The organism is Methylobacterium sp. Ger2507 (genome assembly GCF_055231875.1).
Genome location: NZ_JBUYVC010000001.1, coordinates 479,318 through 504,966 on the forward strand (window position 1 = coordinate 479,318; position 25,649 = coordinate 504,966).

General features: G+C 67.8%; 23 protein-coding genes and 1 tRNA gene. 16 read left to right on the forward strand and 8 right to left on the reverse strand.

Going from position 1 to position 25,649, the window contains the following annotated elements:
- Nucleotides 1-48: 48 nt before the first annotated feature.
- From ACV7NL_RS02270 to ACV7NL_RS02290, 5 genes are all read left to right on the forward strand, one after another.
- Nucleotides 49-1,359, forward strand: a complete 1,311-nt coding sequence (locus ACV7NL_RS02270) for a dicarboxylate/amino acid:cation symporter (protein ID WP_463357039.1) — start codon at nt 49-51, stop codon at nt 1,357-1,359.
- Nucleotides 1,360-1,445: 86 nt separating this feature from the next.
- Nucleotides 1,446-2,285: a bifunctional allantoicase/(S)-ureidoglycine aminohydrolase gene (locus tag ACV7NL_RS02275; protein ID WP_463354805.1), complete on the forward strand. Its 840-nt coding sequence runs from the start codon at nt 1,446-1,448 to the stop codon at nt 2,283-2,285.
- Nucleotides 2,282-2,800, forward strand: a complete 519-nt coding sequence (locus tag ACV7NL_RS02280; RefSeq protein ID WP_463354806.1) for an ureidoglycolate lyase — start codon at nt 2,282-2,284, stop codon at nt 2,798-2,800. The genes ACV7NL_RS02275 and ACV7NL_RS02280 overlap by 4 nt, the downstream gene beginning before the upstream one ends.
- Before the next feature lie 817 nt (nt 2,801-3,617).
- Nucleotides 3,618-4,751: a DUF2336 domain-containing protein gene (locus ACV7NL_RS02285; protein ID WP_463354807.1), complete on the forward strand. Its 1,134-nt coding sequence runs from the start codon at nt 3,618-3,620 to the stop codon at nt 4,749-4,751.
- Nucleotides 4,752-5,482: 731 nt separating this feature from the next.
- Nucleotides 5,483-5,605 (forward strand): hypothetical protein, encoded by a 123-nt coding sequence (locus ACV7NL_RS02290; RefSeq protein WP_463354808.1) that lies wholly within the window; start codon nt 5,483-5,485, stop codon nt 5,603-5,605.
- A 21-nt stretch (nt 5,606-5,626) separates the two neighbouring features.
- Here the strand turns inward: ACV7NL_RS02290 and ACV7NL_RS02295 are convergent, their stop codons facing one another.
- Nucleotides 5,627-5,887, reverse strand: a complete 261-nt coding sequence (locus tag ACV7NL_RS02295) for a hypothetical protein (RefSeq protein ID WP_463357205.1) — start codon at nt 5,885-5,887, stop codon at nt 5,627-5,629.
- On the opposite strand from ACV7NL_RS02295, the gene ACV7NL_RS02300 reads away from it, so the two are divergent.
- Together ACV7NL_RS02300 and ACV7NL_RS02305 are read left to right on the forward strand one after the other, a co-directional pair.
- Nucleotides 5,859-6,101, forward strand: a complete 243-nt coding sequence (locus ACV7NL_RS02300; RefSeq protein ID WP_463357040.1) for a hypothetical protein — start codon at nt 5,859-5,861, stop codon at nt 6,099-6,101. The genes ACV7NL_RS02295 and ACV7NL_RS02300 overlap by 29 nt on opposite strands.
- On the forward strand, nt 6,065-6,826 hold the full coding sequence (locus tag ACV7NL_RS02305) for a VCBS domain-containing protein (protein WP_463354809.1): 762 nt from the start codon (nt 6,065-6,067) through the stop codon (nt 6,824-6,826). Before ACV7NL_RS02300 ends, ACV7NL_RS02305 begins: the two co-directional genes overlap by 37 nt.
- Nucleotides 6,827-6,844: 18 nt before the next feature.
- On the opposite strand, the gene ACV7NL_RS02310 is transcribed toward ACV7NL_RS02305, so the two are convergent.
- Nucleotides 6,845-7,765, reverse strand: a complete 921-nt coding sequence (locus ACV7NL_RS02310; protein ID WP_247636913.1) for a LysR family transcriptional regulator — start codon at nt 7,763-7,765, stop codon at nt 6,845-6,847.
- A 245-nt stretch (nt 7,766-8,010) separates the two neighbouring features.
- Here ACV7NL_RS02310 and ACV7NL_RS02315 point away from each other — a divergent pair, with 245 nt between their 5' ends.
- The 6 genes from ACV7NL_RS02315 to ACV7NL_RS02340 all read left to right on the forward strand — a co-directional run bounded on the left by ACV7NL_RS02315 (nt 8,011) and on the right by ACV7NL_RS02340 (nt 17,721).
- Complete coding sequence (locus ACV7NL_RS02315) at nt 8,011-9,057, forward strand: LLM class flavin-dependent oxidoreductase (protein ID WP_463357041.1); 1,047 nt, start codon at nt 8,011-8,013, stop codon at nt 9,055-9,057.
- A gap of 186 nt (nt 9,058-9,243) precedes the next feature.
- Nucleotides 9,244-9,600, forward strand: coding sequence for a hypothetical protein (locus ACV7NL_RS02320; protein WP_056181669.1), 357 nt, complete (start codon nt 9,244-9,246; stop codon nt 9,598-9,600).
- A 561-nt stretch (nt 9,601-10,161) separates the two neighbouring features.
- Complete coding sequence (locus ACV7NL_RS02325) at nt 10,162-15,414, forward strand: DUF4011 domain-containing protein (protein ID WP_463354810.1); 5,253 nt, start codon at nt 10,162-10,164, stop codon at nt 15,412-15,414.
- Nucleotides 15,415-15,504: 90 nt separating this feature from the next.
- Entirely contained in the window at nt 15,505-15,882 is a 378-nt protein-coding gene (locus ACV7NL_RS02330) for a response regulator (protein ID WP_463354811.1), read from the forward strand.
- A 45-nt stretch (nt 15,883-15,927) separates the two neighbouring features.
- Complete coding sequence (locus tag ACV7NL_RS02335) at nt 15,928-17,211, forward strand: NAD(P)/FAD-dependent oxidoreductase (protein ID WP_463354812.1); 1,284 nt, start codon at nt 15,928-15,930, stop codon at nt 17,209-17,211.
- A 138-nt stretch (nt 17,212-17,349) separates the two neighbouring features.
- Entirely contained in the window at nt 17,350-17,721 is a 372-nt protein-coding gene (locus ACV7NL_RS02340) for a hypothetical protein (protein ID WP_244476968.1), read from the forward strand.
- Nucleotides 17,722-17,728: 7 nt separating this feature from the next.
- Here the strand turns inward: ACV7NL_RS02340 and ACV7NL_RS02345 are convergent, their stop codons facing one another.
- Nucleotides 17,729-17,959 carry a tautomerase family protein gene (locus ACV7NL_RS02345; RefSeq protein WP_056181677.1) on the reverse strand — a complete coding sequence of 77 codons (231 nt, stop codon included), beginning with the start codon at nt 17,957-17,959 and terminating at the stop codon, nt 17,729-17,731.
- Between the two features lie 308 nt (nt 17,960-18,267).
- On the opposite strand from ACV7NL_RS02345, the gene ACV7NL_RS02350 reads away from it, so the two are divergent.
- From ACV7NL_RS02350 to ACV7NL_RS02360, 3 genes are all read left to right on the forward strand, one after another.
- Complete coding sequence (locus tag ACV7NL_RS02350) at nt 18,268-18,525, forward strand: hypothetical protein (RefSeq protein WP_056181679.1); 258 nt, start codon at nt 18,268-18,270, stop codon at nt 18,523-18,525.
- Nucleotides 18,526-18,582: 57 nt separating this feature from the next.
- Entirely contained in the window at nt 18,583-19,683 is a 1,101-nt protein-coding gene (nhaA, locus tag ACV7NL_RS02355; protein WP_463354813.1) for a Na+/H+ antiporter NhaA, read from the forward strand.
- Between the two features lie 411 nt (nt 19,684-20,094).
- Entirely contained in the window at nt 20,095-20,538 is a 444-nt protein-coding gene (locus ACV7NL_RS02360; RefSeq protein ID WP_463354814.1) for a DMT family transporter, read from the forward strand.
- A gap of 37 nt (nt 20,539-20,575) precedes the next feature.
- Here ACV7NL_RS02360 and ACV7NL_RS02365 read toward each other — a convergent pair.
- The 5 genes from ACV7NL_RS02365 to ACV7NL_RS02385 all read right to left on the reverse strand — a co-directional run bounded on the left by ACV7NL_RS02365 (nt 20,576) and on the right by ACV7NL_RS02385 (nt 25,633).
- Nucleotides 20,576-20,650: transfer RNA gene (locus ACV7NL_RS02365), tRNA-Val, on the reverse strand.
- A 20-nt stretch (nt 20,651-20,670) separates the two neighbouring features.
- Complete coding sequence (locus ACV7NL_RS02370; protein ID WP_463354815.1) at nt 20,671-22,440, reverse strand: ABC transporter permease; 1,770 nt, start codon at nt 22,438-22,440, stop codon at nt 20,671-20,673.
- Nucleotides 22,441-22,693: 253 nt separating this feature from the next.
- Nucleotides 22,694-23,704, reverse strand: a complete 1,011-nt coding sequence (locus ACV7NL_RS02375; protein ID WP_463357042.1) for an extracellular solute-binding protein — start codon at nt 23,702-23,704, stop codon at nt 22,694-22,696.
- A gap of 148 nt (nt 23,705-23,852) precedes the next feature.
- Nucleotides 23,853-24,929, reverse strand: coding sequence for an ABC transporter ATP-binding protein (locus ACV7NL_RS02380; RefSeq protein WP_463354816.1), 1,077 nt, complete (start codon nt 24,927-24,929; stop codon nt 23,853-23,855).
- Entirely contained in the window at nt 24,926-25,633 is a 708-nt protein-coding gene (locus ACV7NL_RS02385; RefSeq protein WP_056181690.1) for an alpha/beta fold hydrolase, read from the reverse strand. Before ACV7NL_RS02385 ends, ACV7NL_RS02380 begins: the two co-directional genes overlap by 4 nt.
- Between the last annotated feature and the right edge of the window lie 16 nt (nt 25,634-25,649).

The window sequence follows — 25,649 nt, forward strand, 5'->3', positions numbered from 1 at the left end:
AACGGGCTGAGCCCGGCATGGAACGACTCGACCACGGACTGGGGTATGATGATGCGGTTCTTCCGTTCGTTGTTCGGGCAGGTGGTCGCCGCCCTCGTCCTCGGCATCGTCTTGGGCATAGCTTGGCCGAACTTTGCAGTGACCCTTAAGCCCCTCGGCGACGGGTTCATCAAGCTGATCAAGATGGCCATCGCGCCGCTCGTCTTCGGCGTGGTCGTACAGGGCATCGTCGGGGCCGGCGATCTGAAGAAGGTCGGACGCGTCGGGCTCAAATCCCTGATCTACTTCGAGGCGGTGACGACGCTCGCCCTCGTGCTCGGTCTCGTTCTGGCCTACGCGTTCGCACCGGGCCAGGGCATGAACGTCGACGTGACGGCCTTGGACGCGAAGGCGATCGCCGGCTACACCGATCGCGTCGGTCAGGTCACCGGGACGGTCGACTTCCTGATGAAGCTGATCCCGACCACGTTGGTCGATGCCTTCGCCAAGGGCGATATCCTTCAGGTTCTCATCATCGCGATTCTGTTCGGGGCCGGTCTCTCCCTCCTGGGCGAGCGGGGCAAGCCCTTGGCCGGCAGTCTGGAGCGCATCACCGAGGTCCTGTTCAAGATTATCGGCTTCATCGTCAGGCTCGCGCCGCTTGGCGTGCTCGGTGCCGTCGCCTTTACCGTGGGCAAGTACGGCGTCGGCTCGCTCAAGCAGCTTGGAATGCTGGTGGTGCTGTTCTACGCGGGCGTGGCATTCTTCGTCTTCGTGGTGCTCGGCAGCATCCTGCGCGTATCCGGATTCAGCATCCTCAAGCTCCTCGCCTACCTGCGCGAAGAACTGACGGTCGTCGCCGGCACGGCCTCCTCGGACTGTGTCTTGCCGCAGGTCATGCGCAAACTGGAGCGCCTCGGCATCAAGGATTCGACCGTCGGCCTCGTGATCCCGACCGGATACTCGTTCAATCTCGATGCCTTCTCGCTGTACCTGACCCTGGCCACGGTCTTCATCGCCCAGGCCACCAACACGGATCTCTCCTTCGGTCATCTGATGCTGATCCTCGGCATTGCACTTCTCACCTCGAAGGGAGCACACGGCGTTCCGGGCTCGGCCATCGTCGTGCTGGCCGCCACCCTATCGGCGGTGCCGGAAATTCCCGTAATCGGATTGGTGCTCGTGCTGTCGATCGACTGGTTCGTCGGCATCGCACGCGCCCTTGGCAACCTGATCGGCAACTGCGTGGCGACGGTTGTGATCGCCGTGTGGGAGGGCGACATCGACCATGCGCAGGCTCGGCGCGTTCTCAATGGCCAAGCTCCGACTGATACGGCCGTGATCCTCGACGCGCCGGTCGCGGAACTGCACTCGGCCTGACGGCGACGCCGCGACACCTGCCAAAGGCGGCAGCGCGGCTGCTAGGCCGACTCCCGACGTTCCAACCGGATCACCGGAGACCCCTGATGACTGCATCGCCCTACAACCCGCCGTGCGGCGGCCTCCCGCCTCAAACTGCGCTGATGACCGGCCGGGCGGTGTTCACGGAAGCCTACGCGGTCATCCCTCGGGGGGTGATGAGCGACATCGTCACGTCCGTGCTGCCGTTCTGGGAGGGTACCCAGGCCTGGATGCTATCCCGGCCGCTCTCGGGCTTCTCCGAGACTTTCGCACAATACCTCATGGCGGTCGCCCCCGGCGGTGGCAGTTCGCAGCCTGAGCCTGATCCGGACGCCGAGGGCGTGCTGTTCGTGGTGGAGGGACAGGCCCACCTGATCGTCGACGCGCAGGCGCATGACCTTGTGCCCGGCAGCTACGCCTACCTGCCACCCGGCGCTTCCTGGAGCCTGCGCAACGCCGGGGCCGCGACCACCCGCTTCCATTGGATCCGAAAAGCCTACGCGCGGGTGCCCGGCATCGAGGTTCCGCCAGCCTTCGTCACCCACGAATCCGTCGTTCCGCCGGCACCGATGCCTGGCACCGACGGGGCTTGGGCCACGACCCGCTTCGTCGCCTCCGACGACGTGCGCCACGACATGCACGTCAACATCGTCGTCATGCGCCCGGGCGCATCGATTCCGTTCGAGGAGACGCACGTGATGGAACACGGACTGTTCGTGCTGGAGGGGAAAGCGGTCTACCGGCTTAACCGCGACTGGATCGAGGTGGAGGCCGGCGATTTCATGTGGCTGCGCGCCTACTGCCCGCAGGCCTGCTACGCTGGCGGCCCTGGCCCGTTCCGCTACCTGCTCTACAAGGACGTCAACCGCCACGCCGCCCTGGCGCCATTCCGGACGGCCCGATGAGTGATCACCGAATTGTCGCCGAGCCGTTGACGCAGAAGGCCTTCGCCCCGTTCGGCACCGTGATCGACAAGGGCGCCGTCGCACCGCGCCCCATGAACGCCGGAAAGGCCCGCCGCTTCCACGATCTCGCCCAGGTGGGGGTGGTGGGCGAGGACGGGCACGTGGTGATCGGCTACGTCGAAGCCGAACCCTACGATTTGCCCCTCGCGGTCAGCCTCGTCGAGCGCCATCCCCTCGGAGCGCAGGCCTTCCTGCCCCTGAACGCCGCGCCGTTTCTCGTCGTGGTCTGCCCCGACGCGGGCGGGCGCCCCGGCAGGCCACGTGCTTTCGTCACCGCGCCCGGCCAGGGCGTCTGCTACGCCATGGGCACGTGGCATGGTGTGCTGACCCCGTTCGGTGCCCCTCAAGACTTCATCGTGATCGACCGGGCCGGGCCGGGCGTGAACTTGGAAGAGTTCACGTTTGAGGTGCCCTGGGCGATACAGATCCAGGACGGTCGAGCGCTCGATTTCTGATGCTGGACGAAGAGAGTCAGAGCGGAGGCCCCGTGGCGCGCTGGATCAATCCCGGTGGCTTTCGGAGTTGCGATGCCTCGTGCGTGCGGCTTCCGGCAGGGTGACGATCGGTCAGCCATTTCGGGACTCACCAGGTACCGAGAAAATTAGTTTTCCGATAAAGACTAGTCGTCCTACACCGATTTTTTGCCTCTGCTAGAGTATTTACCAGTCCGCAGCAATATCATGCCGAGTGAATCGAAGGTGGGCCGGATAAGATTCGGCAGCCTTGTCGTTGCACCCGCGCTCTTCGACTTCGTTGCGACCGCCGCGCAGCCCGGCACCGGCATTTCGCCAAAAGCATCCTGGGGCCGAGGCTCCAGGAAGCCGTGAAAGCAGCAAATCCTGCGCAAGCGGAGACTGCGCAACTCGACTGTACCAGCCGGGGTTTGCGGGTCCTCCCTGTCAGGCGCATCCGTCCGACCGTCCGCCTCCAATTCTATCAAACGCTCGGCCGCGAGGCGGGCAGCGCTTTGGATCAGCTCGAACGCCGCGCGAATGCACCGGATGGCGCAGCTGCGTCGAACCGTTCGGCCGTATGACGAGTGGCCTCCCAAGCGCTTCCGAAAGCCCTTTCTAAACGCGGGGTGGGGAAAAGAACGTCACAGCCAGTTTTTGCTTGAGCGCCAACGCATTGACGCTGGGCGGCTCGAATTTGCTTCAAATGCCGAAGGTTGCGGCCATGATTAATTAGGCTACGGCTTTCTAAAGCAGTGAAAAGGACAATCAAGATCAAATCCAGGCGACTCATTCGGCCGTTGACGCGGGAGCTTAAGCTTTGCCCTATCAATTCATGGAAGACGCAAAATTAATGCGTCTTCTTGAAAGCTTTGTTGCGAATGCGCCAAGTTCGTCTGCACTGAAGATCGCAGACCAGTTCGACAATCCGCTATCCGACAATGAAGTTCGTGTCTTCGATGAAATTCTTCTACGAATGTCAAGAATTGAGACACTCAGTGTTCGTGCAAAGCTCGCCCGTAGCCTATCTCATCTCAGTCGCGGCCCGGCACAAACAGTGAAAGAACTATCTTATGATCTGCACAGCGAAGTCGCCAGCCCGCTCCTGTCCGGTTCGGTGCTGGCGCTCGACGAGGATCTGATCGCGATTGCTCATGTCCGGAGCCAGCAACACCTGGATGCCATCGCCAAGCGGCCTCACGTCAGCATTCCCGTCACGGATGTCGTGGTCTGGCGCGGAACCTGGCCGGTTCTCCGAACGCTGTCGGCCAACCGGACCGCTCGGTTGTCGCACGGGGGATTGCTCCGCCTTGTCGCGATCTCGCAAGGTGACGGCCACATCACCGTGGCCCTGACGAAACGCCAGGATGTCCCACCGGAAACCAGGAAGGTGCTCCTCACGCAGTTCAGGCAGATGGTCGAGACGCGGCAGCCTCCCTTCTGCGGTGAGAATTCCGGCCTCAGCCTCGAAAGCAGCCGCATGCCCGCCATCCTGGCTCCGCAGGTCTCGGCGGGCGATGCGCTCTCCGACCGCCGACTGCGCGCGGCGGTAGCGCGCGTGCGAAGCCTGGAAGCGCAACGTCCGCTCGCACCCGTCGACATCGCCGACGCCCTGACGCGGGAGAACCTCGCCGAAGCGCTGGCCGTGATTGCCTACCTCGCGGAGACCGAGATCGATGTCCTCGCGCGATCTGTGACAGGGACCGGCCCCACGCGGCATCATGCGCTTTTGATCATGAAAGCCGCAGACCTGCCCTGGACCCTGGTCGAACGCGTCCTGCTGGACGTTGTGCGAGTGGTGACTCCGGGTGCCGATCCGGCGCCGAGCCAAATCTCGGCCCAGCGGCAGACCTACGCGAAGCTCCTGCGCCGGTCCGCCCAGCGCGCCCTCAAGGCGATTCATCTGCGGTCTCGGATCCGCGTCATCGAGGGCGGGATGACCGGGGGCCTTTGACGATTGCGACGCGGACTTCCGCATTGGACCGAACGGCACCTGCGCGCCGGATCTGCGTCGACGGAGGCCGACAACTCCGTCCGGTCGCTCGACGCCGGACAATGCGGGCCCGAGCGGATCAGAATCCTGGAGCAGCGTGCGCTCCCGGGACGTCGATAAGGAATCACGCGCCGGCACCGGGACATCACACCATTGGTATAAATTCGTCCCTGCGCCGGATCCGCGCAGCGAGTTTTGCTTCGATAAAGTGACAGATCTACATTCTGGCAGATTTCGACCGACAAAACGACAACTTCAGCGACATCGTCACAGGACCATGACGCGTGGGACTGGGCAAACCCGAGTTTGCTCGAGCAATTAAAACTAATAGGTCTTGTCGTTCAGATCGGTAGTTCACCCCATCGATCGCACCAGAATCCCCATATAAATGATTCATTAATTATAACATCCAGAACGTTTTCAGGAATGAGTGTCGTTTCGCTGACGGTTGCGCATGGAGCCATGGAACCGGGCTGGATCTCTTCTGCTACAAATGATCACCCCATTCCGCCCTTTGACTCAGGATTGCCATCTACTATACTTATACAGATGATCCTAAATCTGACATCCCGCAACACAGCGCGAGCGCCTCAGATGATACGGGCGCGAGCACCCATATATTTTCTTCGGAATATGGTGATCTCAGCTTCGCAAGCGACAGCATCACCGCCGGCACCGTATCCGGCGTAAACATGATGTCGCCGGACTGGCAGGGCGACGCGACCGCGGTTATCTCTCTCAATCAAGCTTGGAATTCGAGCCGCGGCATCGAGATCGCCGAGTTCAGCGGAACGAGGCTGGTGCTCCAGAACTGAGGCGACGCCTGAATTCATCTCTCAGACAACCTCGACCATGCCATCACGCTGGACGGGTCCAAGCGCGGCGAAGTGGTTTTCGGCAACGGCAACAACACCGTCCTTATCGGCGCCGAAAACACGGGACATCGATCCGCGTAATGCCGAGTGCCACGACGGCAGGATCTCGGTCGGGTTCGATGCCGGGACGTGGGAGCTGTCGACGCTCCTTCTCGCCAATGACCGGGCGATCGACGAGGGCGACTCCCTCCACATCACCAGCGTCGAGACCGGGAGCACCATGGGCAGCGTTGCCTTCGACGCAGCGAGGGATCTTCTGTCCTACGCCGCATCGAACCAGGTTGCCTTTGCCGAAGGCGAGCACGGCACGGATCGGTTCACCTACTCGATAGCGACGGGCATGGCGGCGTCAGCACCGCGACCGTCACCCTGGACATCGTCGGCACCAACGATGCGGTGGTGCTGGACGCCGATGCCTCGGGTCCTCACCGCCTGAGCGAGACCGCAAAAGTTACCGGAAGTCTCGCGGCGCAGGCCGCCAGCGGCGACTTGCGCTTCCACGATGCCGACCTGTCTGAAACGCACGTCACCACGGCCGGCCCCGCGTGCTTCTCATGGTCCGGCGGCCAACTCACCATGGATCAAGTCACGTTGCTGACGGCGGCGAGCACATTCAGCCTGCAAGTGACCGACAGCACCGGCACCGGCGCGGGTCGTGTTCAGTTCGCGTACGGCACGGTCGACAAGACCCTCGATTTCCTGGCCTGGGACGAGACCTTGACCGTCATCTACGACGTTCAGGTGGCGGGCGGCCTTGGCTCATCGTCTCTGCAGGCCGTCGAAATCATGGTGACGGGCGCCAACGATGCGCCGACGATCGCCCAGGCTCAGAGCCTGGCCAGCGAAACGGTGCGCGAGCGGTCAAGCACGACCGGCAATGCCGCTCTCGACCAGACCTCCGGACGCATCGCCTTCAGCGACGCTGACCTGACCGATCGTCCGGACGCGACATTGGTGGGTCAGACCACCGTGTACAAGGGCGCGAGGGGTGCAGAATACACTCTCGACGCAGCACAATCAGCCACCATCAGGAATGGCTTCGCTCTGACGGCCGATACACCCAATACCAATTCCGGGGCCGTAAACTGGAACTTCGCCCTCAAAGACAGCACCGTATTTGGCAATCAGGCGGATGCCTTGGTGGTCAGCCACTTCGCCTGATTGCCGGCCGGTGGGCCTTCACGGGTCCCCGTCCGGCTCCCCATCGGTCGAGCGCCGTTTCAGGCGCTCAATCATCCAGCGCCCAGCCGGTCCGGGCGGCGCGGCGGTTCGGTAAACCGCCGAGATCGGGAGGGACAGCCCTCCCGGCGGAACGTCTTCGATCGCCAGTTCGACGAGGCGGCCCTCGGCGATATCCTGGCGGACCGAATGCAGCGGCATGCCGCCCCAGCCGAGCCCGCTGACAAGAAAGGCGTGCTTGGCGAACAGATCGGCTAGGCGCCACGTCGTCGGTGACATCACACCGAACTCGCGTCCGGCCGAGAGCTCGGAGCGATCCGTGAGGACGAGCTGGATATGCTGCGCCAGGACGTCTCTCGGAATCATGTCGCGATGTGCCGCCAGCGGGTGATCGGACGCCGCGACCATCACGAACTCGACGGTCCCGATCCGCTCGACCGTCAAGCCTGCGGGCAGGGTCGGAAGCGAGCCCACCAGGCCGAAGCTCGCCCGCTGATCGAGGACGGGTTGAATCACCGCCCCAAGCGCCTCCACGTAGAGACGCAGCGGCGTCGCCGGGAACTGCACGCGGAACTCGCGGGCGGTGTCGGCCAGAACCCGGATCGGGAAGAACACGTCGATCACGGCGGTCAATTCCGCCTCGAGCCCGCCGGCCATCCCCTTGGCCCGCGCCTTCATGCCGTCGACCCCGGCGACGATCGCGCGGGCATCGGCGAGAAGCAGGACGCCCTCGGTCGTCAGGCGGGGATAGCGCCCGCTCCGATCGAACAGCGTGACGCCGAGTTGCGCTTCGAGGTTGGCGATTGTTTCGCTGACGGCCGATTGCGTCCGCCGGACACGACGGGCTGCCGCGGAAAAGCTGCCCTCATCGGCCGCCGCCTGGAAGATCCGCAATTGGTCCAGCGAGACTCCGTCGAGCATGGTCAGACGCCTCCATCGGCCAGCCCGATGGATAAAATCAAAACCAGCCCGATGTCATCGCCTAGCACTGTGAACATGACGGGTTATCTCAGGACGAAGACGTCCGTCGCCATCAACGGACCGGCGTGGCAACCATCGTCGCTGACGATGGATCGCATCGCAAGAGACCGGCTGGTCTGAAAATGGCCGCCTGTCATGAAGGGGAAACAGGCCAGGACGCCGACAACCACCACGAGGGCATGACGATGGAAATCGGGATCGACAGCTTCGCCGCTACCATGCCGGATCCGGAGACGGGCCGAACAGTCTCGCCGGCGGACCGGATGGAGGCGCTGCTGGCCGAGGTGGAGACCGCCGACCGGGTGGGCCTCGACGTCTTCGGCATCGGCGAGCACCATCGCACGGAGTTCCTCGATTCGGCCCCCACCGTCATCCTGGCCGCGGCCGCGGCGCGAACCCGGCGTATCCGGCTCGCCAGCGCCGTTACGGTGCTCAGCGCCGCCGATCCGGTACGGGTCTTCCAGGAATTCGCAACCGTGGATCTCATCGCCAGAGGCCGCGCGGAGATCGTCGTCGGTCGCGGCTCCTTCGGGGAGGCCTATCCGTTGTTCGGGTTCGCCAGGGAGGATTACGACGCCCTGTTCGCGGAAAAGCTCGACCTGCTCCTGACGCTGCGCGACGAGGTCCATGTGACCTGGAGCGGACGCTTCCGTCCCCCGCTCAGCGGTCAGGGTGTCTATCCGCGCCCCCATCAGGCCCAGATTCCGATCTGGCTCGGGGTCGGAGGTACCCCGCAATCCTTCGCGCGCGCGGGTACGCTCGGCCTGCCCCTGATGGTGGCGATCATCGGCGGCAGCTTCCAGCGCTTCCGTCCCCTCGTCGATCTCTACCGGGAGGCGGGCCGCAGGGCTGGACATGCGCCGGACACGCTCCGCGTCGGAGTCCACGCCATGGGCTTCGTCGGCGACACCGATCAGGCCGCGCGCGATGCGTTCTTCCCCGGTTGGGCACACATGTTCACCGAGATCGGGCGCGAGCGCGGCTGGGCCCGAGCCAACCGTGTCCAATTCGACGCGATGTGCGGACCGGACGGTACCTTCCTGATCGGTTCGGCCGAAACGGTCGGCGCCAAGATCCTGGCTGCGAACGAGGCCTTGGGCGGCCTATCCCGCGTCACCTTCCAGATGAGTTCGGCCATGCTGGAGACCGACGCAATGCAGCGTTCGATCACGCTGCTCGGCACGCGGGTCGCCCCCGCCGTCAAAGCTGTTTTGGCCGGCACCCGGCCATGATGGCGTGGATGCCCGGCGCGTGCCGGACGGCGCTCACGGCCGGCATTGGGCGGGACGCCCTTCTGCATGCGTCGGACGGTTGAGTTTGGCCGAATGATCGAAACCCCGGCGCGAGTTAAACAATAATTCACCGCATGATGCTTTCTTGCCGCGATCCCCACCTGTGTTTTGAGAGGAGGTTCAGAGATGGAGGCCGAGAGGAAGCTTGCGAGCCAAGCCACCGTCAATGAAGAGGCCGATCGCATCCGGGAGATCTTCAAAGAATCCTTCCAACAGACGGACGGAAGCCTGGAGCGCCTTCTCCCAAGCAATTTTACCGAGACCATCGCTCAGAGAGCAGAGACCGGCAAACCGGCGGATGATGACTTTGATTGGTCGGTAACACTGGCCAACGTCGAAGCGATCGTCGATGCCAGCAATGCCAGCCGATCCGCCATCGTACAGGCGGAGATGCGTGCGGAAATCGCGGAGGCCAAGGCCAAGGAAGCGCTTCATTGGCTTCGGACCCTACACAACGCCGTTCTCAAAGGACTTCCCCGTTAAGGTTCACGAGGCAATTGGCTCGGGCTCCGGCGGGGCCCGCTCATCGGCTGTGACATCGCTTCATCGTTGCGCCTTGCCGGATCGTGTAAGGTGATGTGGCATAGGGGCAGTGGACATGGTCAGGTTTCTTTTGAAGTGGCTCGTGCTCTCGATTCCCCTGGGGATCTCTCTCGGGAAATTCATTAAGGCCGCTAAAGAACCGGGCCGGGGGATGCCCCAGCCACAGACCGCGAAGCGGCGCGACGTAGTACGGCGCTCCGACCCGGCATAACGGTGGCCCGGACTCGCCTCGGTCTGCTTCTCCCGACCGGGCTTTCCACCGCTGACGCATCCAACGAACCGATCGAATTCGATCGTGCTTAGGCATCGGGCCTCCAAGCTCTTACCCCTGCCCCAGTTCACAACCTGTGGTTTTTCCTTGCGTGCGACCTCGCGTACAACCAAGCCATGGCACGCCCGAGAGCGTTGACCTGCAGACAGGATGATCTGCGGGAATCCTGATCGGCAGGAATCTTCGGGCTGCCGGGAGGAAGCGCAATGGCGGTTGCGGTGCGGGCAGATGTGTCGAGCAGGATTGGTCTCGCCTCGCACCAGAACGCCCGTCCGGTTCTCAACGAACTGGAGATCGTCGGCGACGACGAAGTCCACGCGGATCTCGTCGTGACGCTGACGGCCGACCCGTCCTTTCTGAAGCCGCGCTCCTGGGCGATCGATTGCATCCGTCCAGGCGGGTCCGTCCGGTTGGCTGACCGCGACATTTCGCTCGCCGCAGGTTTCCTGGCGGACCTGAACGAAACGGTCACCGGCACGGTCATGCTGCGTGTGTCTCATGCGGACCGAACGCTGGCCGTCAGCGAGCATCCGGTTACGCTTCTCAAGCCATCCGAATGGGGCGGGGCGGCGTCGATGGGCGAGTTGCTCGCCGCCTTCGTGAGGCCGACCGATTCGGCGGTCGATGGCATTCTGCTGGAAACCTCGGGAATCCTCCGGCGTGCGGGTAAACCGGATGGCTTCGATGGCTATGCGGACCGCTCGCGGAGCCGCGCCTGGGATGTCACCTCGGCGATCTGGTCCGCCATCTGCGGGTTGCGCCTCGTCGGAGAGCGATCGCCTGCCGGCTTTGCGACCGAGGGTCAGGCAGTGCGTTCTCCGACCGACATCCTGAAGGATGGAAGGGCGACGGACCTGGATCTGGCGCTCCTGTTCGCCGCCGTGGTCGAACAAGCCGGCCTCAACCCCCTCGTGGTGCTGACCGGGGAACAGGCCCTTGCGGGAGCCTGGCTGCAGCCACAGGAATTTGCGGCCCTCGTTACGGACGAGGCGGCCTCCCTTCGGAAGCGGGCCGATCTCCAGGATCTCGTGTTGCTCGAAACGGCTCTGACTGGGCAGGCTCATCCGCCCGGCTTCGGCAGCGCCCTGGCAGGAGCGCGCCGGCGGATCGCGGAGGATGCCGACTCCACCTTCACCATGGCGTTGGACATCCGCCGCGCGCGCCTGCGCCGCATCCACCCGCTCGACACCCCGCGACACAGCCCCCCGAACAACCCGTCGGACGATTCAGCCGTGCGGGTCGGAACGCTCGCGTCCTTCGAAGCAGCCCCGCCCCTTCCCGCCTTCGACGTCGAGGTGACGGCGGAGCCGAGCACGCCGGCCGGCCGGATCGCGCTCTGGCAGCGCCGTCTGCTGGACCTCACAACGCGCAACCGGCTGCTCAACCTGCCCGAAGGTGCGAAGGCCGTCCGGCTCGCCTGCCCGGAACCGGCGAGGCTGGAGGACCGCCTGTCGGCGGGCAAACGAATTCGCGTCATCGCCGAACCCGACTTCGGGAACGGCGGACCCGGCAAGACCTCCGGTCCGCTCCCGGACGGCGAGGACCAGCGAGCGGCTTATGCCCGCGCCGCCCTCGAACGCGATCAGGTCGTCGCCGTCGGCGACGCGAAGCATCGCGATGTAAAACACCTCGATGTGAAACACCTCGATCCGATGCTGATCGACCTCTACCGGAAGGCGAGGTCCGATCTGGAGGAAGGTGGAGCCAACACGCTCTACCTCGCTCTCGGCTTCCTGAAGTGGCGCCGCTCGGGCGCCGACACGCGGGTCTACCGGGCGCCCCTCATCCTCCTGCCGGTGAAACTGGAGCGGATGAGCGCCCTGTCCGGAGTCGCCCTGCTGCGCCATGACGACGAGGCGCGCTTCAATCTCACGCTTCTGGAAATGCTGCGCCAGGATTTTGCGCTGCCGATCCCGGGACTGGACGGCTCCCTGCCGATGGATGCGAGCGGCTTGGGTGTGGCTGGGATCTGGAACCTCGTGCGGCGGGCGGTGCGGGACGTGCCGGGCTTCGAGGTCACCGAGGATGTGGTGATCAGCACCTTCTCCTTCGCCAAATATCTGATGTGGAAGGACTTGGCGGACCGAAGTGATCAATTGGCTGCGAGCCCTGTCGTGCGGCATCTGATCGAGCGGGCGCGTGAGCGTTTTCCCGAGGGGCCGCCCTTTCCGAGACCAGAGCACCTCGACGACGCGATCGACCCGTCAGAACTCTTTGTTCCCCTTCCGGCGGATTCCTCGCAGATCGCGGCGGTCGTCGCCTCCGCGCGGGGCTGCGACTTCGTCCTCGACGGACCGCCCGGGACGGGCAAGTCACAGACCATCGCCAACATGATCGCGCATAATCTCGCCCTCGGACGGCGCATTCTGTTCGTGGCGGAGAAGCGCGCCGCCCTCGACGTGGTCCATCGGCGGCTCACGGAGAAAGGTCTCGGCACGTTCTGCCTAGAACTTCATTCGAACAGGGCATCGAAGCTCGAGGTCCTGAAGAGCCTTGAACGCGCCTGGGAGGCTCGGGATGCCTTGTCCCCCGAGGAATGGGCCCGCGAAGCCGCTCAGGTCCGAAGGCTGCGGGATCGTCTCAACGCAGTTGTCCGACTGCTGCACGAGAGGCATGGGAACGGCTTGACGCTGCACGGCGCCATCGGGCGCGTGGTGCGGGACTGGTCGCCCGACCTGCCGGACCTCGGCTGGACCGAAGACGTCGCGCACGACAAAGCGTCCCTCGATGCCCTGCGGGAGACCGTCCACCGGCTGGACCTGCATCACAGCGCCATTCCTGTCATCCCCGACGCCGTCGCGCCCATTCGGCACCAGGCGTGGTCGAATGGCTGGCAGGCGCGGACCCTGGCCGCCGCACGGGCGATCGCGCCAGCGCGCAGCGCCCTCGACGAGGCGCGGGATGGGATCCTGGCCGCCACGCGCCTGCGCTATCCGGCGACCGACCTCGATACGATCGCCAAGCTCCATCGGCTGGCCACGGCACTGCTCGCGGCATCGGGCCAGGATCTGCGCTTTGCCTTCGCGCCCGACGCCACTGCCCGCATCGCACGTGTCCGAACCGTCGCCGATGCGATCGACGGATTCCGAGCGGCGGAGAGGAGCCTATCGACATCCTATTCAGCGGACGGGCTGCGGCGCCTGGACCTCGACCGGCTGGATGCCGCGTGGGCCGAAGCAGCGCGGAGCGTTTGGCCCTTCAACGTTCTCGCGCGCCGCCGCGTCACCGCGCGACTTCGGAGGGAAGGCCACGCGATTGCGCGGCCCGACCCTGCACGTGACCTGCCGGTGCTGCGCCGGATGGCAGGTTTCCAGAGCTTCGTCGCCTCCGCCGCGCCGGACCTCGCCGGTCCGCTCGGGTGCGACGCCGGCCACGACACCGTTGCGATGCGGCGCACGGCCGATATCGCCGAGGCGCTGCGATCGGCACTCTCCGCAACCGCCGCCGATGCCGACACGCTCGCTGCGCTTGCGCGGGTAACCGCCACCCTGGTGATCGAAGCCAACGATCTGCTGAGCCCGGATGGCCGGATCGCCGGGGCGGCCGCCGACCTCGGACTTCGCCTCGCTGCGTGGGAGGACACAGCGGGCCATCTCGCGGTCCTGCTGGCCCTCGGCCCTTTGGCGAGCCGAGACCTCGACGGGATATCGGCCCTGGGGGCCGCCATTATGACGGCGCCCGCCGGGCTCAAGCCATGGTGCGACTGGCAGCGGGTTCGGCAGACTGCCCTCGACGCGGGTTTGCGCGCGGTCGTTCTAGCCCTGGAGGCCGGAACCGTGGCGGAGGGCGGCGCGCTCGCCCTGTTCGAGACGATCCATGCCCGCTGGTTCGCGGCGCGCGGCATCGATGCCGAGCCCGAACTGCGGGATCTTGTCACGGCCGAGCACGGCGATGCGATCGACGCCTTTCGCCGCTTGGACGAACGCCTCGACGCGCTCGTGATCCGCATGGTCCGGGCACGCATCTGCGGGTTGATCCCCGACAAGGACACGGTCGGGCGCAAGGGTGGATACGGCGTCCTGAAGCATGAACTGCGCAAGCAGCGCGCACACAAACCCATCCGCCAACTCGCGGCCGAGATGGGGGAGGCCTTTACCCGCCTCGCGCCGTGCATGCTCATGAGTCCCCTGTCGATCGCTCAGTACCTACCGCCGGATCAGGCCCTGTTCGACCTCGTCATCTTCGATGAAGCGTCGCAGATCGCCCCCTGGGACGCGATCGGCTCGATCGCCCGCGGACGGCAGGTCGTCGTCGCCGGCGATCCGCGACAGATGCCGCCGACCAGCTTCTTCACGCGATCCGCGAATGCCGACGATGCGGACGAGGTCGAGGCCGATATGGCCAGCATTCTCGACGAATGCCTCGCGGCCGGCGTCCCGAGCCATGGGCTGAGCTGGCACTATCGTAGCCGGCACGAAAGCCTGATCGCCTTCTCCAACCACCGCTACTACGACGGCGCCCTCATCACCTTTCCGGCTGCGGAGACCCGGGCCAGCGCGGTCGAATGGCGGCGCGTCTCGGGCGTCTACGCAAAGGGGAAGGGGCGGACGAACCAGATCGAGGCCCAGGCGATCGTTGCCGAGATCGTCCGGCGCCTGACCGACCCCGATTGTGTGGATCACGCCCATACCCTGGCCGTCATCACGCTGAACACCGAGCAGCAGGCGCTGATCGAGAACCTTCTCGACCTCGAGCGGAAACGGCGTCCCGAGATCGAGTACGCCTTCGGCGAGGACGTTCCGGAACCCGTGGTGGTCAAGAACCTGGAGACCGTGCAGGGCGACGAACGGGACGTGATCCTGCTCGGCATCGGCTACGGGCCGACAGAGGCCGAGGCCGGCACGATGTCCATGAACTTCGGTCCGCTCAACCGGGATGGCGGATGGCGACGCCTGAACGTCGCCCTCACACGCGCCCGTCGCGAAATGGTGGTGTTCACCTCCTTCGAACCAGGAATGATCGACCTCAATCGGACCAGCGCACCGGCGGTCAGGGACCTGAAGCACTTCCTCGAATTCGCCGAGCGCGGACCTCGCGCCCTGGCCGAGGCCGTCCAGGGCTCGCTCGGCGGCGCTGAATCTCCTTTCGAAGAGGCGGTCGCTGCGGCCTTGTCGGGTCGGGGGTGGGTCGTGGTTCCGCAGATCGGGGTATCGCGCTTCCGCATCGACCTCGGCGTGGTGCATCCCGACAGGCCGGGCGACTATCTCGCGGGTGTCGAGTGCGACGGGGCAACCTACCACGCTGCTGCCACGGCGCGCGATCGCGATAGGGTCAGGGCGACGATCCTGGAAGGCCTCGGCTGGTCGCTGGTCCGCGTCTGGTCGACGGATTGGTGGGTCGACCGGGCGGGTGCCCTCGACCGCCTCGACACCGCGCTGCGATCACGTCTGGCCGAGTCGCGCCTGCAGCTGACGGCGGCAGGCGGCGCGTTCGATCCACCCGCCGATCCCGAAAGCCCGGACGGCGAAACCTCATTCCGCTGAAGGCCCGCGGGTCGGTCGTGGTGCAGCTGAACCAGCCCGCGCACGACGAGGTTGGTCACCGCACCAGACCTCCTCCCTTGAGCACCCGCCATGAACCCCGATGAACACCGCGCCCTCGTCATCCTGGTCGAGGAGGAGCCTGACCAGCGCCGGGCCATCGCCGACATGCTCGATCGGGCGGGCCTTGCGGTCCTGGGGGCGGAGACGACGGACCAGGGCCTGCGCCTGCTGGACGCGACACCGGACGCCCGAGGGCTGGTGACCGACGCGCATGTGCCGGGCGCGATCGATGGCTGGGAGTTGGCGCAGCGTGCCCGCGCGCTGAGGCCGGATCTCGCGGTGGTTCTGATGTCGGGCCATTCCGATCCCACTTCCGGATTCTTGACGGAGGGAGCGGCCTTCCTGCTTAAACCGAACGTTCCAGCGAACCTCGCCACGACGCTGGGGGCGATGCTCGCGCAAGCCTGAGGGATCCTCGGGGATACATTCCGGCCCGGCTCCAGTTCTGCCAGCATGAGTCAGGAACAATCGTCATCCGGAGCAGTCACCGCTCGCGTCGTCATCGTGGGCGCCGGCTTCGGCGGCCTCGCGACCGCCAAGGCCCTGGCGGGGTCAGAAGTCGCGGTCACGCTGATCGACCAGCACAACTACCACCTGTTCGTACCGTTGCTGTACCAGGTGGCGACGGCAGCGCTCTCCCCCGCCGACATCGCCGAGCCGATCCGGCACATCCTGTCGGGAGCCGCTAACGTCAACGTGGTGATGGGGCGGGTCACGGGCATCGACCAGGGAGCCCGGCAGGTACTGCTCGCGGATGGGAGCGGAATCGCCTACGATCGCCTCGTCATCGCCACGGGCTCGACGAGTACCTATTTCGGACATGACGCCTGGGCGCCGCACGCCCCGTCGCTGAAAAGCCTTGAGGAGGCGCGGACCATCCGCACGCGGGTGCTGCAGGCCTTCGAACGGGCGGAGCGAACCCAGGACCCGGCCGAGCGCGCGCGCCTGATGACGATCGTAGTCGTCGGCGGCGGTCCGACCGGCGTCGAGATGGCCGGCTCCATCGCCGAACTCGCCCACCACGCGCTTGCCCGCGATTTCCGCCACATCGATCCGACCACCGCGCGGGTGATCCTGGTCGAAGCCGGCCCGCGCCTGCTGACGGCCTTCCCGGAGGCGCTGGCGGCCTACGCGCTCGGCTCCCTGGAGCGCCTCGGGGTGAGCGTGATGACGGGCCAGGCGGTGCAGGACATCGATTCGGAGGGCGTGACGCTCGCCGGGCGGGTCGTCCCGGCCGCCACCGTGATCTGGGGGGCCGGGGTGCGCGCCTCGCCGGCGGCCGGGTGGCTCGGGGTGACGCCGGACCGGAACGGGCGCATCCCCGTCGAGCCCGACCTTTCGGTGACCGGGTGTCCGGACGTGTTCGCCCTGGGCGATACGGCGTTGATCCGCGATGCGGCGGGAGAGCCCCTGCCGGGTCTGGCCCAGGTCGCCCAGCAGCAGGGAAGCCATCTCGGTCGCGCCCTGCGCGAGGCCCTGACCCAGGGTAAACCATTGCCGCCGTTCACGTTTCAGAATCGCGGCAACGCCGCCATCGTGGGGCGGCATGCGGCCATCTTCGATTTCGGGCGCGGACGCCGGCTCAAGGGTTTCCCGGCCTGGCTGCTCTGGGCGGCCGTGCACGTGGTGCTGCTGGTGGATTTCGCCCAGCGGACCCGGGTGTCGCTGCAATGGCTGTGGCGCTACCTGACCTATCGCCGGGGGGCGCGCCTGATCACCGCGCCGCCGGCCCGTTGAGCGCCGGAGCTTACCCTGCGGCGAAGAGGTCGGCGCGGTTCAACGAAGTGGTGAGGAACGTGCGATAGAGTTCGTGGAATACACGCGAGCGTTCGTCGCGGTCGCGCCAGTTTTGAACCAAACCGAGGGAGAGTGCGGGTGAGTGCCGCTCCAGCAATATCGATCGGGGCCACGACGCCGGCCGACCGCCTGCCCGAGCTGTCGCGGCTCGCAGCCCGCTTCGCCGCGACGGTGCTGGACGCCCAGATCGCGGGCCGCCCGGTCCCGGACGACCAGATCCGCTACCTGCTCGACGCGGCCCTTCTACTGAACGAGTACGGCGCGGAACTGCCGTCGCCGCTCGACCAGATCATGCAGGATGCCAGTACGCCGAAGGCCCCCGAGGCGCAGCCGGAGGATGCGGAGTCCGGAAACGCGGGGCCGGCGGATGCCGCACCGGCCGAGGTCCAGGACGACGATGCCGGCCGGCTGGCCTGGCTCCTGCGCCCCTTCCAGGGCGCGAAGCGCTGAGCGGGGCTCAGGGCAGAGTGTAGCCCGGCTTCCGGACCAGAACGTCCGGCTGCCCGACGATCTCGGGGTGATAGACCGTCGCCGCCCAATCCGCCTCGGGCACGTCGACGATCGCCACCGAGAGCGCCGCCTCGGGCACCCCGGCGCTCGCCATTACGGCGGCCACGATCGCGTCGGCGATCTGCGTCTTCTGCTCGTCCGTCTTGCCGGGGTAGAGCTTCACGGTCACGTGCGGCATAGGTCGAATCCTTTGGCCCGGGGATCAAGGCGTGCGGGGCGAGGCCCCCCGGTCCATTGCCAGGAGCGCACGGGCTGGGCAAGCGCGTCGGCCCTCGGCGAGAGGGAAACGCTGCGGGTCCGCGAGGCGGCTCGCCGGCACGCGTAACGGCCCCTCCGCCGATGTGTGACGCCGGGTCGGTCGCTGGATCCCGCTGCTGAGGGATGAGGAACTTCCCCAGCCCCTTTGCATTCCCACCGCGGCTGGGCGGCATGCCCGCGCCGATCCCGGAGGCAAGCCGGGATCGTGGATTGCCGGGGGAAACGCAGATGTTCGGCCGACTCGCTTTCGCGACCCTGCTCGCGCTTCCGGCCCTGACTTCGGGCGCCGCCTTCGCGGGCGAGGAGGAGCAGGCCGCCCTGTGCCGCGGCGACGTCATGCGCCTGTGCCTGAGCGCCGTGCCGAACCGCGACCAGATCGTCTCCTGCATGCGTGTGAACCGGGCGAGCCTCAGCCCCGGCTGCCGCACGGTGTTCGATGCGGGTTCCCGCGACCGGGCGGGGACGCGCTCGGCCAACCTGCGCTGAGGGGGTTTCGCCGGCGGGACGGTTGAACCCCCGCCCGATCCCTGTAAGCCGGAGGGCATGCACGCCCCGTCCCCGCTCCGGCGGCCGTTCTCGGCCCTCCGTTCGACGCTCACCAGCGAGGCCGGTGGCGGCCTCGTCCTGATGGCGAGCGCCGCCCTCGCCCTCGGGGTGGCCAATTCCGCCCTGGCCGGGGCCTACGTCTCGGCGCTCCAGGCGAAGCTCGGCGGCCTGACTGTGCTGCATTGGGTCAACGACGCCCTGATGGCGCTGTTCTTCCTGCTGGTCGGCCTCGAGATCAAGCGCGAGATGCTGGACGGGCGGCTGCGGACCTGGCCGGACCGCATCCTGCCGGGGCTTGCCGCCCTCGGCGGCATGGCTGCGCCGGCCCTGGTCTACCTGGCGGTGAACCGGCACTCGCCCGAGACGATGCGAGGCTGGGCGATCCCGGCCGCCACCGACATCGCCTTCGCCCTCGGGGTGCTGGCGCTGCTGGGGTCCCGGGTGCCGGTCTCGCTCAAGATCTTCCTGACCGCCCTGGCGATCATCGACGACCTCGGCGCCGTCATCATCATCGCGCTGTTCTACACCGCCGACCTGTCGGTGCCGATGCTCGGCGGAGCGGCCGTGACGCTGGCCCTGCTCTACGGCCTGAACCGGGCCGGGATCAGCCGCCTGTCGCCCTACCTGCTGCTCGGGCTGGTGCTCTGGGTCTTCGTTCTCAAATCCGGCATTCACGCCACGGTCGCGGGCGTGCTCCTGGCGCTGACGATCTTCGGCTTCGCCAATGCGGGCGTGTCCCTCGCGGGCTTCACGCCCGGGATGCTGCTCGATCCGGTGACCCTGGGCGTGGCCCTCGGCCTCGTCGTCGGCAAGCAGGCCGGGGTGTTCGGTCTCGTCGTCCTGGCGGTGAAACTCGGCCTCGCCCAGCGGCCGGCGGGGGCCGGGTGGCTGCAGATCTACGGGGTCTCGCTCCTGTGCGGCATCGGCTTCACCATGAGCCTGTTCATCGGACTCCTGGCCTTCGCCGGCGCGCCGGAGCTCGAATCCGAGACCAAGGTCGGCGTTCTGGCCGGATCGATCGTCTGCATGCTGGCCGGCGCGCTGGTGCTGCTGGTCGCACCCCGCCGCGAGGTGGGGGCGACCGAACGCGCCCGCTGAGGGGGCTGGCCGGGACGAGCGGGGGCGCCCGCCTGCCTGCGCGCTCTCGGGCGCGCCCATCCTGGTGCCGTCCGCGTGCTGCACGTCACCCTGCTGGGTAAGCAGGCGGGAAAGGAGTGTTCTGGAGGTCATCTGCGGATGGGATTCAGGCCCCACGGGGCTCCCTCTCCCGGAAGGAGAGGCCTGGGGTGAGGTGTGTGACCGCTCCGGACACTCCCCACACCAGCCCGCAGAGGGGGAGAGAAGAGCCCGCGCTTCGACAACACCGTTCCGGACACCGTCTCCCCGACTGCGCACGAACGTCGCAGGTCTGAAAGCTCGGGCCGGCGCAGCGGTTGTCGCGAGTGGCAGCAACGCCAGACCGGCACGCCTCCGCGTCCGGTCGGATGCCGGGACCGAGACGGACACGCCATGCCCCTCCTCATCGCCTTCATCGCGGCCGCCGCGGGCGTGCTGAACACGGTCCAGGCGGGGGCGAACACCACCCTGGCGCGGACACTCGGCCAGCCGATCCTCGCCGCCTTCGTGGTGACGGGGGCCAATGCGGCAGTCTATCTGCTGGCCGTGCCGTTCGTCGGCCTCGCCTGGCCCGGCACCGCACGGGTCGCGGGGGTGCCCTGGTGGGCCTGGGCCGGCGGCGCCATGGGCGGGGCCTACGTGCTGGCGATGATCTTCCTGGCGGAGCGCCTCGGCGCGGCGGTCTTCACCGGCATCACCGTGACGGCGGCGATCCTGACCTCGACCTTGCTCGACCATCACGGATGGCTCGGCTTCGCCCAGCACGCGGCCGGGACGGGGCGCATCCTCGGCTGCCTGCTGATGGTCGGCGGCCTGGTGCTGGTTTCGATCTTCTGAGGGGATCGTCCAAGCGTCGGGGCGGCTTCGGAGGGAATGGTGGGCGCGACAGGGATCGAACCTGTGACCCTTCGCGTGTGAAGCGAATGCTCTCCCGCTGAGCTACGCACCCGGACCGAGGGCCTTCTAGGGCTATGGGCGCAGCGGCGTCAAGCGCTGATCGGCAGGTTCTGTCGCGGGCTCGGCGGGTTTGACCCCGGCTCCGGCGCGTTCCGGCCCGGCCTCGGGGCGCGGGGTCCCGAGGCGGAGAAGGATCACCACCGGCACGAGCCCGACGGCGACGATGAGCAGGGCCGCCACGGTGCCGTCCTCGTAGGTGCCGCGTGCCGCCTCGCCGTAGAGGTGGGTCGCCAGGGTCTCGACGTTGAGAGGGCGCAGCAGCAGGGTGGCGGGCAATTCCTTGACGCAATCGACGAAGACCAGGAGGGCCCCGCTGAGCACGGCCGGCCAGGCCAGGGGGAACTGCACCCGCCACAGGGTGGCGCCGGGGCCGCGCCCGAGCATCCGCCCGGCATCGGGCAGGCTGCGGGGCACGCGGGCCAGCCCGGCCTCGCAGGTGCCGATGCTGACCGCGAGGAAGCGCACGAGGTAGGCCGTGACCAGGGCGCCGCCGGTGCCGAGGCCGATCAGCGCCGGGGCGATGCCGAAGAGCTGCGTGGTGCCGGCCGAGAGGGCCGTGTCGGCGAGCGCCAGGGGGCCGAGCAGGCCGATGGCCAGGATCGCGCCCGGCAGGGCATAGCCGACGCTCGCCACCCGGATCAGCGCCTCGCCCCAGCGGCGCGCCACGAGGCGCGGGCCGGCCGCCACCAGGAAGCCGAGGGCGGCCGCCAGGAGCGTGGCGATTCCCGCATACAGCAGGGTGTAGCCGATCTCGGGCAGGATCGTCTCGGGCAGGCCGCTGCGCAGCACCCGCCGGAGGGCGGCATGGGCGAGGTAGCTCGCGGGAATCGCGAAGCCGATCGCCACGGGCACGAGCCCGAGGGCCAGGGCGGCCCAGGCGCGCGGACCCGACAGCCGCTGCCGGGCGAGCCGGCGCGGGCGCTGGGCGGTGCCGGCGAAGCCCCGGCCCGACCGGGCCCAGCGCTCCACCGCCACCAGGGCCACCACCGCCACCAGCATGACCAGGGCGATCTGGGCCGCGCCGGCGAGATCCGAGCGGTTGACCCAGGTGGCATAGACCTGGACCGTGAGGGTGCGGACGCCGAGGAATTCCGCCGCCCCGATGTCGTTGAGGGCCTCCATCAGGGCGAGGCTCGCCCCGAGCGCGATGGCCGGGCGCGCCATCGGCAGGGCGACGCGCAGGAAGGTCCCGGAAGGCGAGCGCCCGAGCATCCGCGCCGCCTCGATGAGGTTGGCGGCCTGCATCAGGAACAGCGCTCGGGTCGGCAGGTAGACGTAGGGGTAGAGCACGAAGCCGAGGAGCAGGATGCAGCCGGGCAGCGAGCGGATCTCCGGCAGCACGAGGTCGCGCGGGCGGGCATAGCCCAGGAGATCGCGCAGGGTGGTCTGGACCGGTCCGATCGGGTGCAGCAGGTCGAGATACGCGAAGGCGACGATGTAGGTCGGCACCGCCATCGGCAGCAGCAATCCGGCCTCGAGCAGGCGCCGCCCGGGGAAGTCGTAGGCCGCCACCAGCCAGGCCGATCCGGCCCCGAGGGCGATCACCAGCACGCCGACCCCGGCGAGCAGCAGGGCGGTGTCGCGCAGCGCCTGCGGCAGCACGTGGGCGACGAGATGGGGCCACAGGGCCCCGCCCGCCGCGTCACCGGCGCCCTCTCCGGCCGCCACCAGGAGGGCGACGACCGGACTCAGTACCAACACGCACAACGCCAGCCCGGCGGCGCCCCAGGCGAGGCCGCGTGCGTTGCGGGTGAACGAGAGGGCGGGGGCGGCCCCGGTCATGCGGGTCTCGAATGCGTCTGCGATGGATCGGCCGAACGTGTGGGCGCTTCTCCCGCAGGGACCGGCCCGCTCGCACGCCGTGAAGGCGTTGCGCGCGTCCCTCTCCCCTCTGCGGGAGAGGGTGGCCCGCGTCAGCGGGTCGGGTGAGGGGCGCGACATGCCCGGAGAGGGCTTCCCCTCTGGCGGGACTTCGTCTCGGCCCGCCTGCTGCGCAGGCCCCCTCCCCCGCGGAAGGGGGAGGGTTGGAGCGCCCTCAATTGTCGAAGCCGACCTTGTCGAGGAGGAGGCTCGCCGCCTTGCGGTTGCGGGCGATCTCCACCAGGGGCACGGAATCGATGGTCAGCGGGCCGAGCGCCGTGAGCAGCGGGTCGATCGGGGCGCCGGCCTTCACCGGGTACTCGTAATCGGCCTTGGCGTAGAGGCCCTGGGCCTCGTCGGAGACGAGGTATTCGAGGAGCTTGACCGCCTCGTCGCGGTTGGGCGCGGTCTTGGACACCACCGCGCCCGAGATGTTCACATGGGTGCCGCCGCCCGCGAAGGTGGGCATCACCACCTTGATGCCGTCGCCCCATTTCTGCTGCTCGGGTCCGCCGCGGCCGGAGCGCATCAGGCCGACATAGTAGGAATTGCCGAGGCCGATCTGGCAGGTGTCGGCGAGGATGTCGCGGGCGACGTCGCGGTCGCCTCCGGCCGGCTTGCGGGCGAGGTTGGCCATGAGGGCGCGCAGCCACGCCTCGGTCTTCTCGGGCCCGTGCTTGACGAGGTAATGGGCGATCAGCGCCGTGTTGTAGGGGTGCTGGCCCGAGCGCAGGCACAGGCTGCCCTTCCAGTTCGGATCGGCCAGTCCCTCGTAGGTCATGGCCGTGAGATCGGAGAGGTCCTTGTCGGCGTAGAGCACGCGGGCGCGCATCGACAGGGCGAACCAGCGCCCCTCGGCGTCGCGCAGGGTGGCGGGCACCGCCGCCTCCAGCACGCCGGAGCGCACCGGCTGGGCGAGGTCGCGGTCGACGAGGTCGATGAGGTTGCCGACATCGACGGTCATCAGCACGTCGGCCTTGGCGCGGGCGCCCTCGGCGGCCACGCGCTCGGCGAGGCCCTTCTCGACGAAGACGGTGTTGACGGTGATGCCGCTCTTGGCCGTGAAGGCGTCGAGCAGAGGCCGGATCAGGCCGGGCTCGCGGGTGGTGTAGAGGTTCACCTCCGCGGCCGAGGCCGTGCCCATCACGGTCGCCAGCATCAGCCCCGCGAACCCGATCACCCGCATCCCGCCCGCCATCGCCGATACCCTCTCCGCTGAACCCGACGGGTGTTCAGAAGCATCACGGCGAAAAAAGCAAGGATGATGTCTTAGACTTAAACCAATTCCAAACAACAGGTGCAGACTAGGCGCCGGGGCAGGCGCGGATCGTCTTTTAATCCCGTTCGCCGCCAAAAATAAAACCGCTCTCCGGCGCGACGGTGAGGCCGACCCGGTCGCCGGGCTGCCGGGAATCCGCGTCGGGCACGGGCAGCCGCAGGGGCTCGGCGAAGCCCTCGACAGCCAGAGTCAGGAGCGCATGCGCTCCGAGGAAGCGGCGCCCGGTCACCACCGCGTCGAGGCCCGCCCCCGCTGCGCCGAGGCGCAGGGCTTCCGGGCGCAGGCAGTAGCGCAGGGCCGTCCCCTCGGCCCGTCCCGGCGCCGGCACCGGCCCGAACGGCGTCGCCAGGGCGCCCGCGCGGCAGGGGCCCGCCCAGGCGATCAGGTCGCCGAAGAAGCGCGCGGCGAAGTGGCTCCCGGGGCGCTCGTAGAGGTCGCGCCCGGTGCCGACCTGCACGATGCGGCCCCGGCGCATCAGGGCGATGCGGTCGGAAAATCCCAGGGCCTCCTCGGGATCGTGGGTGACCAGGAGCGTGGTGGTGCCGCTGGCGCGCAGCACCGCGAGGGTGTCGTCGCGGACCCGGTCGCGGGTGCGCCGGTCGAGATTCGAGAACGGCTCGTCGAGGAGGAGGATGCGCGGTCCCGGCGCCAGCGCGCGGGCGAGCGCGACGCGCTGGCTCTCGCCCCCCGACAGGGTGCCCGGATAGCTGTTGGACCGGTCGGCGAGGCCGACCTGCTCCAGGCGCGCCGCCGCGAGGACGCGGGCCTCGGCGGCGGACCGGGCATGCAGGCCGAAGCGGACGTTCTCGGCCACCGTCAGGTGGGGGAACAGCGCATAGTCCTGGAACATCAGCCCGACGCCGCGCGCCTCCGGCGGAACGCCGCGGCCGCCCTCGCTGACCACCGTGCCGTCGAGGCGGATGGTGCCGGTGTCCGGCTGCTCCAGCCCTGCGATAGCCCGCAGGAGCGTGCTCTTGCCGCAGCCGGAATCGCCCAGCAGCGCCAGGATCTCGCCGGGCTGCACCTGGAGCGAGACGTCGGCGAGCGCCCGCACCGCGCCGAAGCGCAGGCCGATGCCGCGCAGATCGAGGCGCGGCGGCGTGGGGGCGGGCTGGGGCGCATCGAAGCTCATGCGAGCCTTGTGTCACCGCGGGCCGACGGCGAAAACCCTCCGGTCCGCAGGAAGCGGAGGGTCTCGGCGATGACCGCGGGGTTGCGCATCATCAGGCCGTGGCTGGCATGCAACGTGATGTGGTCGGCCATGCCCGCGACCCGCGTGCGCTGGACGGTGACCCGGCCGTCATTGGCAGCCCGCAGCATCAGCCACGATTCCACGGGATAGAGCGTGCGGTCGCCCGCGATGACTCCCAATGGATAGTCGATGGCGCCGAGGAGGTCGCGGAGGCGATCGTCCGGCCGGGTCGTCAACTGGGCTCCGGCCGGACCGAAGAAGCGCCGGTAGGCGCGAAAGCCGTGGAGCCGGTCGGCGACCTCGCTCCCGCCGTTCGGCGGCCCCAGCATCACCACTCGTCCGAGATTGGCCGGCCGCTGCGTGTGGAGCCACGCCCGGGCGAGGAGGCCACCCATCGAGTGGGTGACCACGTGCAGGGTCCGCACCCGGGCGGCGAAGGCGGCTGCGGGTGGTCCGATGACCGTCACGAGATCGCCGAGACCGGCTTTGCGGGAGGGGTAGTCGAGGTTCAGCGTCGCGAACCCGGCCGCGCGAAACGTACCCTCCAGCCGGGTCATGGAGGCGGCCCGCCGGGCGAGGCCGTGTAGAAGCAGCACCCCCTCGAGGTCCGCATCGCCGGGCGCGGATCGTCCGGATTCGTCCATCCTAGTGCACCTCCTC

Excerpts from the sequence above, each read along its gene's own strand:
- ACV7NL_RS02270 (WP_463357039.1), top strand. The coding sequence starts at position 49 with ATGATGCGGTTCTTCCGTTCGTTGTTCGGGCAGGTGGTCGCCGCCCTC.
- ACV7NL_RS02275 (WP_463354805.1), top strand. The coding sequence starts at position 1,446 with ATGACTGCATCGCCCTACAACCCGCCGTGCGGCGGCCTCCCGCCTCAA.
- ACV7NL_RS02280 (WP_463354806.1), top strand. The coding sequence starts at position 2,282 with ATGAGTGATCACCGAATTGTCGCCGAGCCGTTGACGCAGAAGGCCTTC.
- ACV7NL_RS02290 (WP_463354808.1), top strand. The coding sequence starts at position 5,483 with ATGATGTCGCCGGACTGGCAGGGCGACGCGACCGCGGTTATCTCTCTC.
- ACV7NL_RS02295 (WP_463357205.1), bottom strand. The coding sequence starts at position 5,887 with ATGGTGCTCCCGGTCTCGACGCTGGTGATGTGGAGGGAGTCGCCCTCG.
- ACV7NL_RS02310 (WP_247636913.1), bottom strand. The coding sequence starts at position 7,765 with ATGCTCGACGGAGTCTCGCTGGACCAATTGCGGATCTTCCAGGCGGCG.
- ACV7NL_RS02315 (WP_463357041.1), top strand. The coding sequence starts at position 8,011 with ATGGAAATCGGGATCGACAGCTTCGCCGCTACCATGCCGGATCCGGAG.
- ACV7NL_RS02320 (WP_056181669.1), top strand. The coding sequence starts at position 9,244 with ATGGAGGCCGAGAGGAAGCTTGCGAGCCAAGCCACCGTCAATGAAGAG.
- ACV7NL_RS02330 (WP_463354811.1), top strand. The coding sequence starts at position 15,505 with ATGAACCCCGATGAACACCGCGCCCTCGTCATCCTGGTCGAGGAGGAG.
- ACV7NL_RS02335 (WP_463354812.1), top strand. The coding sequence starts at position 15,928 with ATGAGTCAGGAACAATCGTCATCCGGAGCAGTCACCGCTCGCGTCGTC.
- ACV7NL_RS02345 (WP_056181677.1), bottom strand. The coding sequence starts at position 17,959 with ATGCCGCACGTGACCGTGAAGCTCTACCCCGGCAAGACGGACGAGCAG.
- ACV7NL_RS02350 (WP_056181679.1), top strand. The coding sequence starts at position 18,268 with ATGTTCGGCCGACTCGCTTTCGCGACCCTGCTCGCGCTTCCGGCCCTG.
- nhaA (WP_463354813.1), top strand. The coding sequence starts at position 18,583 with ATGCACGCCCCGTCCCCGCTCCGGCGGCCGTTCTCGGCCCTCCGTTCG.
- ACV7NL_RS02360 (WP_463354814.1), top strand. The coding sequence starts at position 20,095 with ATGCCCCTCCTCATCGCCTTCATCGCGGCCGCCGCGGGCGTGCTGAAC.
- ACV7NL_RS02370 (WP_463354815.1), bottom strand. The coding sequence starts at position 22,440 with ATGACCGGGGCCGCCCCCGCCCTCTCGTTCACCCGCAACGCACGCGGC.
- ACV7NL_RS02375 (WP_463357042.1), bottom strand. The coding sequence starts at position 23,704 with ATGCGGGTGATCGGGTTCGCGGGGCTGATGCTGGCGACCGTGATGGGC.
- ACV7NL_RS02380 (WP_463354816.1), bottom strand. The coding sequence starts at position 24,929 with ATGAGCTTCGATGCGCCCCAGCCCGCCCCCACGCCGCCGCGCCTCGAT.
- ACV7NL_RS02385 (WP_056181690.1), bottom strand. The coding sequence starts at position 25,633 with ATGGACGAATCCGGACGATCCGCGCCCGGCGATGCGGACCTCGAGGGG.